Origin of the sequence: Deefgea tanakiae (assembly GCF_019665765.1) — a bacterium.
In the GTDB taxonomy this organism is placed as follows: domain Bacteria; phylum Pseudomonadota; class Gammaproteobacteria; order Burkholderiales; family Chitinibacteraceae; genus Deefgea; species Deefgea tanakiae.
The window spans coordinates 1,725,077-1,737,439 of the sequence record NZ_CP081150.1; the positions used below are offsets into that span (position 1 = coordinate 1,725,077).

The window sequence follows — 12,363 nt, forward strand, 5'->3', positions numbered from 1 at the left end:
TCCCTATCGAATCTGGTTAATCAGATTGGCGCCTTGCACTACGATGCGCTGACCATCTTTGAGTTGGCCCACTAAAACGCGCTGACCATCGAGTGGCATCGGCTGCACCGCCACGGCACGCAATACCTGCGCTTGTTCTAGCACCCACACCACGTTCTGATTACTCGCATTTTTCACGACCGCACTGGCAGGCAAAACCACACCCCGCGTTTGCTCTCGGGTATGGGCGACGACTTTGACCACTTGCCCCAAAGCCAAAGGCGTTGCTTCAGTCGGCGCAAATAACATCGGCAAAGCGCCATCACGCAAAGCGCTGGCACCGCCTAAATAACGCAATTTGACCCCATTAAATGCCGCGCTCTCGATTTGCGTAATCATTGCTGGATCGTAAGCGAGGGCTTCAATCAAAAACCCTTTCGGATCGACAATTTCAAACAAGATCGTGGCGGGATCAATCACCTGACCGTTCACCACATTGCTACTGGCCAGCACGCCATCCAAACTGGCGCGTAAAACTTCACCGCTACTGGCGCTTGATAGAGCGGCATTGAGCGCACGCGCAGAATTGAGCGCACGCGCAGAATTGAGCTGCGCTTGCGCGGCTTCAATATCTTTACGCGGCACCGAGCCTTCAAGTTGGCGCAGTCGCGCTACAGTTTGCTCGGCTTGCGCTAAGTTAGAGCGCGCTTCGGCCAATTGAGCTTGCTGCTGCGCCACTTCGTAACTTCCTTGCGCAGGTTTAATCGACGCTAGGATTTGGCCTTTTTTAACCTTGCTACCGAGTAGCGGTAAACCGCCTGCAGGGGCACTGACTCGACCACCACTACTGGCCTGAACACGCGCGCCATAATTAGGGTTCATCACCACATGGCCGTTGAGTTCGATGGTTTTGGCCGCCGAGCTGGTTTGAGCTACCTGCGTGCGAATATCAAGTTGAAATTGCGTGAGCTTAGGTACAAATACGCGGCCATCAGGCAGGCGTTGTGGTTTATTGGCCGTGTTCACCGCTGGTGCTTCATCGTGCGCATGATCGTCATCACCATGGGCCCATGTCGCCATTGGAATAAATAAAATACTTAGGCTGAGAAACATTGCATTGAATTTCATTATTTATTTCCTCCACGACGGCGCAGCGCCACCAGCATAAGTACTAGGGCTAAGCCACCGCTACCGATCAATAGCCATGATTGAATGTGAGTTTGCGGCGCAGTCGCAACCGCGGGTGCAGCGACTTTTAGGGTGGTTTCCAATAAATCGGACTGCTTACCAGCGATCAGCGTCATCATGAGCGGATGCTCACCGACTTTAGCCAAGGGCGCGGCAGGCGCTTGATAAACCCCTGAGGCTACCGCCTTGAGTTTGGCCTTAAATGCACCGCTTTCCACTTCGAGGGTGGCATTGTTGATGGGTTGATTGTCAGCGAAACGATTGAGATAAATCGTGAGGGTTTCGCCGTCCATCTGCGCCAAAATTTCAAAATCACTCGATGCACTTTCAGAGCTGGATACGGCTTGCTGCATCGGTGTCGCTTGCGGTGTAGCACCATGATCATCATCACCATGTGCCCAAGCTGTAGCACTGAGTATCAGGCTGTAGATCAATATAAAAATAAGCTTCATGGCAATACCCCAATAGATTGTAAATATCGTGAATGAGCGCGACCAAGTTCTAACTCGGCTCGCTGCACGGCAAAGCCGCGTTCAAGGAAATCGACTTGGGCAGTGAGATAGGTCGTCAAACTGGTCTGCCCAGCACGGTAGCTGCGTTGCTGCCAGTCCCATGCTTGAGTGGCCAATTGCAAACTCTGCTGTGCTGTTTGCAACTGAAGACTGGCCTGCGTACGAGCTTGTTTGGCAGCTTGCTGCTGCGCGCTGACTTGCCGTTCCGACCGCTGTATCCGCGTTTGCGCATTGATTAATTCCGCATTCGCGCTTGTTACGCGCGCTTGCGTTCGGCCATCGGAACCAAATGGGATGCGCAAAGAGATTTTGCCGAAGTTTTTATACGACTCATCAGGCGAACCTCGCTCACGCGCAAGGCTCAGTGCCAGCTCGGGTGTATCGCTGGTGTCGTATTGCGCTTGCGCCAATTGAGCTCGCGCCAAATCGGTCTGCGCTTGCAAAGCTTGGCGCTGCGGATGAGCAAGGGCATCGAGCGAAATGGGGAGCGCTTCGGCTTCATCCGGCAAGGGCGTTTCACCTGCAAGCGCCTGAAACTGTTGCAGACTTTCCATAAACACCTGCTGGCTGAGCGCTAATTGCAACTGTGCTTCCAGCACTGCTTGCTTGGCTTGATTGACATCCAAGGGCGCCACCTCACCCGCTTTGAGTTGACGCGCTAAATCTTGGCTTATTTTTTCTAGCGCCTGCAGTTTTTGCTGCGCGCTTTCTTGCGATAATTTGGCCAAGCGCGCTGCCCACACCGCTTCACGTAGCTGGCCTGCCAGCTCCCAGCGATCAAACATCAACTGACTTTGTTCGAGCTGATTTAAATGATTGAGCTGCGTTAACAGCCGATCTTTTTGCCCCCATTGCCACAAAGGAATACCCAGCTCGACCTCGTACTCACGAGCATCTTGGGTGGGCGACAAATTATCGTTGAGTGAATTGATCCCTGAGATCGTCAGAGATAAAGGCTCTGGCGTCATCGATTGCGCATTGCGCAGCGCGCTTTTTGCCTTGTTTTGTTGCGCAGCATAAGTTGGCTCATCAAGTTGGCTCGCTAGTGCAAAAGCCTCTTTGATTGTTGCAGCTTGCGCTGGCAACGCGATGAATGTGCACCACAAAATGGGTGCATAAAATCGTTTTGATTGCATGATGGTGTACCTATGGTAATCCCCCCACCAAATAATCGTCGTTTTAAGTAGAATTTTCTCCCATCAGCACCGAGGAAGTTCTCCATGAAATCATCACGTTTTTCTGACAGCCAAATCATCGCTATTCTCAAGCAAGCCGAAGGCGGTTCACCAGTGCCTGAGCTGTGCCGCGAGCACGGCTTTAGCTCAGCCACGTTTTACAAATGGCGCGCTAAATTCGGCGGCATGGATGCTTCGCTCATGGCGCGACTCAAAGAACTCGAAGACGAAAACCGACGCCTCAAAAAAATGTATGCCGAAGAACGCCTCAAAGCCGAGATTGTGAAGGAGGCGCTCGAAAAAAAGTGGTAAAGCCATCTCAGCGGCGTGAGATGGCCCACCAAGCGGTGCAACGTCATGGCATGAGCATTGGTTTGGCCTGTCAGGCCTTTGGCATTAGCCAAACTTGTTATCGCTACCAATCCCGCCACTCTGCAGTCAATAATGAGATTGCCGATCATCTAATTCGCTTGACCCACAATCAGCGTAACTGGGGATTCGGGTTGTGCTTTTTGCATCTACGCAACGTCAAAGGATTTCACTGGAATCACAAGCGGGTATACCGGATTTATCGAGAGCTGGAATTGAATCTGCGCATCAAACCTAAGCGCCGCATTGAGCGCGCCAAGCCTGAAGCGTTGGCAGTGCCTGAGGCGGCGAACGAATGCTGGTCAATGGATTTCATGCATGATCAACTGGCGGATGGGCGCAGTATCCGACTGTTCAATGTCATTGACGATTTCAATCGTGAAGCGCTGGCGATGGAAATTGATTTATCGCTGCCAGCAGAACGGGTCATTCGAGCTTTGAATCAAGTGCTCGAATGGCGAGGTCAGCCCAAAGCGATTCGCTGTGACAATGGTCCAGAATACATTAGCCAAAAGGTCAAAGACTGGGCGGAAAAGCTGGGCATCCGACTGATGTATATCCAGCCAGGCAATCCACAACAAAATGCATATGTGGAGCGCTACAACCGGACGGTGCGATACGACTGGCTTAATCACTACCAATTTGAATCGGTAGCCGAAATCCAAGAATTCGCGACCGATTGGGTTTGGACTTACAACAATGAACGGCCAAATATGGCTTTGGGTGGCATTACCCCGAAACAAAAGTTAGCATTAGCTGCTTAACCGTCTACTTCAAACCTCGCTTAAAAATGGGGGGATTACCCTATCATCATTTTCATAGAAAACCAGCCAATCATTGATATTGGCCAATCAGTCAGAAAAGACGCATCAGTCGCAGAAAATAAATCCAACCCTTAAGGACTGAATCGCACCGGGTTTCGCGGCGGCTCCAATTCTTGAGAGAATGGCGCTATGAAGAAATCAACTCACTTTTCCCCCGAAGTCCGCGAACGGGCTGTTCGCATGGTCATTGAGCACCTTGCCGAATATCCATCTGAATGGGCAACCCTCGTTTCAATTGCCAGCAAAATAGGCTGCACGCCAGAAACGCTGCGCACATGGTGCCGTCGGCAAGGTGGCGATACCGTTCAAGCCAACAAAAATTCAGCAGAGAACGAACGCATTAAAGCGCTAGAACGCGAAGTGCGCGAACTTAAAAAAGCCAACGAAATTCTGCGACTGGCCAGCGCGTATTTCGCACAGGCGGAGCTCGACCGCCGCTTGAAATCGTAAGAGGATTCATCGATACCCACCGTGAGCAGCACGGGGTCGAGCCGATCTGCAAGCTATTACAGGTCGCCCCGTCAGCCTATCGACGTTACGCCGCTCGGCTGCGCAATCCAGCTTTGCGTTGTCAGCGTACCATTCGTGATGAGCAACTGAGCGGTGAAATTGAGCGTGTCTGGCAATTGAATCATCAGGTGTACGGTGCGGTAAAAGTATGGCGGCAGCTCAAGCGAGATGGACATACTGTGGCGCGCTGTACCGTTGAACGCTTGATGCGAAGCCTCGGTTTACGCGGCGTATCGCGTGGCAAAGCGGTGCGAACGACACGTCCCGATCCTGCCGTTGCTTGCCCCCGCGATCATGTAAATCGTCAATTCGTAGCCGAACGACCGAATCAACTCTGGGTGTCGGATTTTACCTACGTGTCGACTTGGCAAGGCTTTGTCTATGTAGCTTTTGTGATCGATGTTTTTGCTCGTTATATCGTGGGCTGGCGAGTGAGCCGCAACATGCAAACCGAGTTTGTGCTGGATGCGTTGGAGCAAGCCCTTTGGGCGCGACAGCCAGAGCGTGAGGCGTTGATTCATCACAGCGACCGAGGTTCGCAATATGTTTCGATTCGCTACACCGAACGATTGACTGAAGCTGGCATCGAGCCATCCGTTGGCACGACCGGTGATAGTTACGACAATGCATTAGCAGAGACGATTAACGGGCTCTACAAAACAGAAGTGATTCACCGTTTGGGACCTTGGAAAAGTCTAGAATCCGTGGAACTAGCGACATTGGAATGGGTTTCGTGGTTCAATCAGCATCGTTTGCTGGGGTCGATTGGCCACATTCCACCCGCGGAAGCAGAGGCAAACTATTATCGTAATCAAAGCGAGCAGGCCGTGTTGGTCTGACTCAAACCAAACAGCCTCCGCGAAACTCGGTGCGATTCACTATAGGCTCATGCACATGCACACTGGTCTTACCAAAAAGACCTTGATGAACATGTAATTTATCTTTGCTCGGGGTTTTACTTAAACCTGCGCCAGCTTCATCATGTTGATGTGGCCCATCCTGTGTATTAACGCTCATCATTTTTGCGTATGCAGGTATTTGTGCCAGCACGGAATTAACCGGCAGCACAATTGCTAACACACAAAAAAAGAATACACGAAAAAATTTCATGCTATTAGCTTACATCAATCCAAATCGCATGTATAGCGGCAACTAAAGCGGACTAAAAACAGAGCTATCGCAAAAACCCGCGGCACAAAGCTGCAGCTAGAATAGCCTAATAAGCAAACCTTCACTCAATAAGCAGCTTTGCCAATAGAATGGAATCCCCTAATAGCCCTCTACGACCTTTAAGTCGTGTACTTTTACTGAACCCTCGCACTTACTAAGATGATAACCAACTAATCTGCCTGCACTTTGAAATTCAATCAGCTAGATAAAAGCCCCGTTTACTGCTATGAAGTAAGATAACTTAATGAGTTAAATGCCGCTCAAATCTTATGCGTACCTTGGCAGAACTCAAACTGGACACTTAGCATGATTGTTGATGATGAACAAATACTGTTTGCTGATGAAAATAACAACGATGTTGAAAACGACTTAGCATGGCGTGTATTAATCGTCGACGATGAACCTGATGTACATCTAACGACTGAGTTTGCTTTAAAAAACACGCTAATTGTTGAGCGTAAAATTGAGTTTTTGCATGCCTATAGCGGCAGTGAGGCGATTAAAGTACTAACCCAAGAGCATGATATCGCCGTTATTTTACTTGATGTTGTCATGGAAAATGACGAAGAAGGTTTAGAGGTTGCAAAACAAGTACGTAATCAGCTCAATCTACAAGATGTACGTATCATCCTTCGAACTGGACATCCAGGCTACGCACCCGAGTTCCAAGTCATCAGGGACTACGCCATCAATGACTATAAAAACAAAGCAGAGCTCACCCAAAATCGCTTACTAACCATGATGACGACGGCAATACGCTCTTACCAGCAGATTCGCGCAATCAATACGAGCCGCCGTGGTCTTGAAATGATTATCGAAGCATCAGCCTCTCTTTTTGAGCGCCGCTCAATTGATTCATTTTCATATGCCATTTTAAATCAGCTCGCTGGCTTACTGGCATTGCAGTCTGATGGGATTATTTGCAATCGAATTTTAAAGCGCAAAGGTAAAAAACCCCAGTATGAATGGCAAATTTTAGCAAGCACGGGGCATTTTACTCACTTCACAACTGAGACTCTTGGCGAAGCCAAAAATCTAGAAATCGCCAATACAATTGAGCATACGCTGCGCTCTAAAACCTCACTATTCGAGAATAATTACGTCATCATTTACCTATCTAGACCTGCTGATGAAGATACCGCAATTTATTTGGAAACAAATAGAATACTGAGTGCCACCGAAAGACAATTACTTGAAGTCTTTTCAACGAGTATTGCAGTGGGATTCGAAAATCTGACGTTATTCAAACAAATGCAAGATTTAGCTTATATCGACCCACTATGCCATATCGCCAATCGTACTCAATTTGTTGCACAGCTCAGCCAATTCTATTTAGAGAAAAAATCGAAAACAGTATTGCTCATCGACATTGATCATTTTTCACAAATTAATGATGCGCTGGGCCATCTCATTGGTGATCAATTGCTCCAAAGTATCGTTCAACGTATCAAGTTACATTTAAAAGACTCACTTTTATTAGCCCGAGTTGCAATCGATGTGTTTGCGGTGGCAGGTGAATTATCAGAAGCTGAAATCCAATCAATTCTTGATATTTTTATTCAACCCTTCTCTGTGGCATCACATTTACTGCGTATTCACGTCACCGTCGCCGCTGCCAATGTTTGGGATACCGACCCATCGGGCATTGGCTGCCTAAAAGACGTTACAATCGCGCTAAATCAAGCTAAAAAATATAATCGTGGTGAACTGCTGTGGTACTCACCAGCGATGAGCCGAGCATCAAAACAGCGTCTTGATTTGCTGCATGACCTCGAAAATGCAATCAAAAATGAGCAACTGACTGTTTTCTACCAACCACAGATTAACCTAGCTACAGGTTATGTGATTGGTGTAGAAGCCCTCGTTCGCTGGCCGCAACCTGATGGTGGTTTTATCCCACCAGACCAATTCATCCCACTAGCTGAGCAATCAGGTCTAATTATTGAGCTGGGTACTTTTGTCTTAGAAACGGTGTGCAAGCAATTAAATGCGTGGCATAAAGAGGGACTCGATGACCTGAGCATGGCTGTCAATGTTTCCATGATTCAGTTTAATCATCCAGGCTTAATCACTCAACTCGCCAACGCAATTCGTGAGTACGAAATTCCAGCCGGATTATTAGAAGTTGAAATTACCGAATCGGTCGCAATGCAAAACCCAGAAGCCGTTATTCAAACGATTGAAAAACTTAAAAAGCTCGGCATCAAACTTGCTATTGATGATTTTGGGACTGGTTTTTCATCGTTGGCTTACTTACAAAAACTGAATGCAGACCGTTTAAAAATTGACCGTGCATTTGTGCGGAATATGGCGCTCAACAATAGCGACAGCAGCATTGCCGAAATGGTGATTAATTTAGGACATAAACTAGGAATCAGCGTGATTGCCGAAGGGGTTGAGTTCCCACAACAAGCGAGTATTTTACGCACTTTAGGCTGCGATGAAGCGCAAGGATTTATGTTTGCCAAGCCCGCGCCAGCCAATTCACTGACACTATGGTTCAAAGATACCGGACGCTATGTCGCAGTATAGTAAGGCATGTATACAACTGAAGCCATTACGTTTCAATGACTACAAGTACATACTCCTTAATAAATTCAAGATCAGCCTCGAAATATTAAAAAAATATCCATAAATCGTAGCGTTTTTTGACAAGAGTTTCATGCTTAACGAGAGATTAGCTTATAACCACTCCGTTTTGGTTTCGCATCCTCTTCACACAAGTGATTTTAAATTTTAAGCATACTGAATATAAAATCCCGCCCCATCGGCACTAAGATCAATAAGAATATTACGCAAAAGCAGAGGCTATCAGCCCCTGCTTTTTAAGCACTCAAGAAATCACATTACATGGCGCAGAGTTGCAACACTGCTTACTTCAGATGACCACGAATCACTGACAGCATTTGGCCAAACACGCGTGGCGTACCACAAAGTACATCACCAGACTCAAGGAATTTTTCTTCGCCGTTCAGATCTGTTACCAACCCACCCGCTTCTTGAACCAGCAAGGTACCCGCAGCGATATCAACCAGTTTCAAATCGAACTCAAAGAAACCGTCAAAGCGACCACAAGCCACATAGGCCAAATCCAGCGCAGCAGCACCAGGGCGACGCACGCCAGCGGCTTTTTGCGCCATATCGCGGAAAATATTCAGGTAGTTTTCTAGATTATTGAATTTGGTGTACGGAAAACCTGTACCAACCAGCGCGTCAGACAATTCACGCACTTTTGAAACACGGATACGGCGGTCATTCAAGAATGCACCAACGCCACGCGTTGCAGTGAACAAATCGTTGCGATTTGGGTCATATACCACGGCTTGAGTGATCACGCCTTTGTGTTCCAGCGCGATCGAAATGGCGTATTGTGGGAAGCCATGCAAGAAATTCGTAGTACCATCAAGCGGATCGATAATCCAAACGTATTCAGAATTACCGCGCTTGCCCGACTCCTCTGCTAAAATCGCATGATTCGGATAAGCTTCTAAAATCGTTTCGATAATGGCTTGTTCTGCAGCACGATCAACCTCAGTCACAAAATCGTTGTGACCTTTTTTTTCAGGTGTAATTAGGTCCAGATTATTCGACGCACGTTGAATGACGGTGGCGGCGCGACGCGCAGCGCGCACCGCAGTGTTCAGCATTGGATGCATGACTTCTCACTATTAAAAAAGATCGATAAATTTAAGGACGTATTCTACCCGTCTCGCACGGACTAATAAACCCGATTATGAATAAAGAATCAAATCAAATAGTTAAAACTTGCGATTTACCCAACATTCAGGTCGATTTACCCGCCACACCCAGCGAAAGACTCATGATGACCCACAATGAAACCGACTGCTTAGCCCATATTCGTGTGGTGCTTTCCCACACCAGCCACCCCGGCAATATCGGCTCGACTGCCCGTGCGATGAAAACCATGGGACTAACCCAACTCTATCTAATCAACCCGAAAGAGTTTCCTTCCGAAGTCGCCGATGCGCTCGCCTCCAGCGCGCGCGATATTTTGGCCAACGCCAAAGTCGTTAGCTCAATGGAAGAAGCGCTCGAAGGCACCACACTGCAAGTGGCACTTACCGCGCGTCGCCGTGAACTATCACAGCCTTTACAAACACCGCGCCAACTTGCGCCTGAACTCGTACAAGCGGCCAGAACCGGCGCAGCGGTTGCTTTGGTATTTGGTGCAGAAACCAGCGGTTTAACGATTGCCGAACTTGAGCAATGCAATCGCCGCGTTACGATCCCGACCAATCCCGATTATTCCAGCCTGAATTTATCGCAAGCTGTTCAAGTACTGGTCTACGAATTACGCACCGCCTGCTTTGAGAATGACTACGATGACGTTCGCTACCTAGAAGAAAACCGCGAGCGCGCGCCACATCAAGCCGTTGAGTTATTTTTTGAACATTTTGAAGAAGTCTTGCTGACAATCGGCTTTTTGAAACCAAATGCACCAAAACGACTGATGCCACGCCTACGTCGCCTGTTTGTACGAGCGCAAATGGAACGCGAAGAACTCGATATCATGCGCGGCATCTTGCGCGCGGCGAGTGAGTTTAAAACGGGAAAGAAAGAATAAATTCATACTAATAACATGTATATGCTTGTAGGGATTACTATTCATTATCTACAAGCATATACATCAAAAATTCCTAATTAAGCAGCTGCTTTTTCGCCACCAAACTCTTCAAACGCTAACAAAGCCTCTGCGCCCGTCATTACGCTTGGGCCACCGCCCATATACACAGCAACTTGTAGCATTTCCATAAATTCAGCACGCGTCACGCCCAATTTCACGCACGCTTGCGCATGAAAACCGAGACAACCTTGGCAACGCGCAGCAATCGCAATGCTCATCGCCATCAACTCTTTGTGTTTTTTGCTAAGCGCACCGTCGGTATGTGTCGCTTTTGCCGTTTGCATAAAGCCCTGCTGAGTATCTGGAATTTCTTTAGCAAACTCACGCAATTTGCCACTGATGCTTTGAACTAAGCCACGATAATTTTCTGTCATTTTGAAACCCCAAAAATAATATTAATTTATATAATATTATTATGAATTATATTACCCACAAAAGCAAACAGGCCTCCGAAGAGGCCTGCTTGAATATAGGCATAAATTAAGTTCGAGGTAGTGTGACGCCAACTTGACCTTGATACTTGCCGTTGCGATCACCGTAGCTGGTTTCGCACACATCATCAGCATCAGCTTCAAAAAACAGCACTTGCGCCACGCCTTCGTTGGCGTAAATCTTGGCAGGCAATGGCGTGGTATTGGAAAACTCTAAAGTCACATACCCTTCCCACTCAGGCTCAAAGGGCGTTACGTTCACAATAATGCCGCAACGCGCATAAGTTGATTTACCCAAGCAAATCGTCAAGGCATTCCGTGGAATACGGAAATACTCTACCGTGCGGGCTAAAGCAAAAGAATTTGGTGGGATAATACAATAGCCTTTACCCGATACATCGACAAAGCTACCTTCATCGAAATTCTTCGGGTCAACAATGGTCGAATTGATATTCGTGAAGACCTTAAACTCATCGGCACACCGAATATCGTAGCCATAACTCGATGTGCCGTACGACACAATCCGCTCGCCATTGAGCTCTTTCACTTGGCCCGGCACAAACGGCTCGATCATGCCGTGCTCTTGCGCCATCCGGCGTATCCACTTATCTGATTTAATACTCATTGCACTCTACTCTTTATTGTTTGGTTCAGACGCAGCACGATTTGTGCCTTGCTGCTCGCATTGGCTCAAAGTATAAATGATTCCGACTTGAACCCACTGCATTTGTACTCATATTAATACCGTTAACGTGTTTGTCACACGCCTGTAAATATTCTTCCCGTATTGTAACGGTATTAGCCGCTCCCGCTAAGCCTGCGACACCAGAGAATGACGCACTGTAATGATTTGAGATTTGTGACAAAGCAAATCTTGCTCAATTGCAGGTGATTGCCGACAATGAAATAGACGAGCAACAGCTTTACTACTCGCTGATACAACGATGCAATTCAAAAGTTGTCTAAGTCTTAGGCCATCAATAATAAAACGATTCGGAGCCACTAATGAGTTTAAGCCCTTGCCCAACGCTGGTTTTATCTGGCACCGGCAACACCACATTTGATACTGCTGCACTGGCGGGCTCAATGTTTGTTCTGTATTTCTACCCCAAAGACAGCACACCAGGCTGCACCACTGAATCAGGTGATTTTCGCGATTTGCACACGCAGTTTATCGCAGCTAATTGCCAAGTCTTTGGAATGAGTCGTGACTCATTAAAAAGCCATGAAAATTTCAAAGCAAAACTACAGCTGCCATTTGAATTAATCTCAGACCCTGAAGAAATCGCTTGTGAAGCATTTGGCGTCATGAAGCTCAAAAACATGTACGGCAAGCAAGTAAGGGGTATTGAACGTAGTACATTTATTATCAATGCCTCTGGCGAAATACTGAAAGAATGGCGCGGTGTTAAAGTACCAAACCATGCAGCAGAAGTACTAAGTTTCGTGCAATCCCAGCAGTAAACACCGAGCGGCCATTGAGCCGCTTTTTTATTGAATCCAAGTACAAGCACAAACGTTGCATGACAAGCAGGACGGTAGAGCAAGTACTCAAGGTAC

At 47.6% G+C, this 12,363-nt stretch carries 12 protein-coding genes and 1 other annotated feature; of the genes, 5 read left to right on the forward strand and 7 right to left on the reverse strand.

Going from position 1 to position 12,363, the window contains the following annotated elements; all coding sequences use genetic code 11:
* Positions 1-3 precede the first annotated feature (3 nt).
* From K4H28_RS08085 to K4H28_RS08095, 3 genes are read right to left on the reverse strand one after another with little or no spacing between them, the layout of a single operon-like run.
* A complete protein-coding gene (locus tag K4H28_RS08085) occupies positions 4-1,107 on the reverse strand; it encodes an efflux RND transporter periplasmic adaptor subunit (RefSeq protein WP_221007855.1) in 1,104 nt (367 codons plus the stop codon).
* Entirely contained in the window at positions 1,107-1,619 is a 513-nt protein-coding gene (locus tag K4H28_RS08090; RefSeq protein WP_221007856.1) for a hypothetical protein, read from the reverse strand. Before K4H28_RS08090 ends, K4H28_RS08085 begins: the two co-directional genes overlap by 1 nt.
* Positions 1,616-2,815: a TolC family protein gene (locus K4H28_RS08095; RefSeq protein WP_221007857.1), complete on the reverse strand. Its 1,200-nt coding sequence runs from the start codon at positions 2,813-2,815 to the stop codon at positions 1,616-1,618. The genes K4H28_RS08090 and K4H28_RS08095 overlap by 4 nt, the downstream gene beginning before the upstream one ends.
* Positions 2,816-2,899: 84 nt before the next feature.
* Here K4H28_RS08095 and K4H28_RS08100 point away from each other — a divergent pair.
* Together K4H28_RS08100 and K4H28_RS08105 are read left to right on the forward strand one after the other, a co-directional pair.
* Positions 2,900-3,987 (forward strand): IS3 family transposase gene (locus K4H28_RS08100; protein WP_221006231.1). Its coding sequence is split into 2 segments (ribosomal slippage): positions 2,900-3,152 and positions 3,152-3,987, totalling 1,089 coding nucleotides; the frame shifts between segments, so codons are not numbered across the junction.
* Between the two features lie 189 nt (positions 3,988-4,176).
* Positions 4,177-5,396 (forward strand): IS3 family transposase gene (locus tag K4H28_RS08105; RefSeq protein ID WP_221007858.1). Its coding sequence is split into 2 segments (ribosomal slippage): positions 4,177-4,456 and positions 4,456-5,396, totalling 1,221 coding nucleotides; the frame shifts between segments, so codons are not numbered across the junction.
* Positions 4,452-4,568 (forward strand) — a sequence feature (AL1L pseudoknot). (Overlaps the previous gene by 117 nt.)
* A gap of 1 nt (position 5,397) precedes the next feature.
* Here K4H28_RS08105 and K4H28_RS08110 read toward each other — a convergent pair.
* A complete protein-coding gene (locus tag K4H28_RS08110; protein WP_221007859.1) occupies positions 5,398-5,667 on the reverse strand; it encodes a hypothetical protein in 270 nt (89 codons plus the stop codon).
* Positions 5,668-6,033: 366 nt separating this feature from the next.
* On the opposite strand from K4H28_RS08110, the gene K4H28_RS08115 reads away from it, so the two are divergent.
* A complete protein-coding gene (locus K4H28_RS08115) occupies positions 6,034-8,259 on the forward strand; it encodes a two-component system response regulator (RefSeq protein WP_221007860.1) in 2,226 nt (741 codons plus the stop codon).
* A 341-nt stretch (positions 8,260-8,600) separates the two neighbouring features.
* Here K4H28_RS08115 and K4H28_RS08120 read toward each other — a convergent pair whose 3' ends face one another.
* Positions 8,601-9,383, reverse strand: coding sequence for an inositol monophosphatase family protein (locus K4H28_RS08120; RefSeq protein WP_221007861.1), 783 nt, complete (start codon positions 9,381-9,383; stop codon positions 8,601-8,603).
* A 164-nt stretch (positions 9,384-9,547) separates the two neighbouring features.
* Between K4H28_RS08120 and K4H28_RS08125 the strand changes: the two genes are divergently transcribed.
* A complete protein-coding gene (locus K4H28_RS08125) occupies positions 9,548-10,312 on the forward strand; it encodes an RNA methyltransferase (RefSeq protein ID WP_221007991.1) in 765 nt (254 codons plus the stop codon).
* 77 nt (positions 10,313-10,389) lie between these two features.
* Here K4H28_RS08125 and K4H28_RS08130 read toward each other — a convergent pair whose 3' ends face one another.
* Complete coding sequence (locus K4H28_RS08130) at positions 10,390-10,746, reverse strand: carboxymuconolactone decarboxylase family protein (protein WP_221007862.1); 357 nt, start codon at positions 10,744-10,746, stop codon at positions 10,390-10,392.
* A 106-nt stretch (positions 10,747-10,852) separates the two neighbouring features.
* Complete coding sequence (gene dcd / locus K4H28_RS08135; RefSeq protein ID WP_221007863.1) at positions 10,853-11,428, reverse strand: dCTP deaminase; 576 nt, start codon at positions 11,426-11,428, stop codon at positions 10,853-10,855.
* 380 nt (positions 11,429-11,808) lie between these two features.
* Between dcd and K4H28_RS08140 the strand changes: the two genes are divergently transcribed.
* A complete protein-coding gene (locus K4H28_RS08140) occupies positions 11,809-12,267 on the forward strand; it encodes a peroxiredoxin (RefSeq protein WP_221007864.1) in 459 nt (152 codons plus the stop codon).
* The last annotated feature ends 96 nt before the right edge of the window (positions 12,268-12,363 follow it).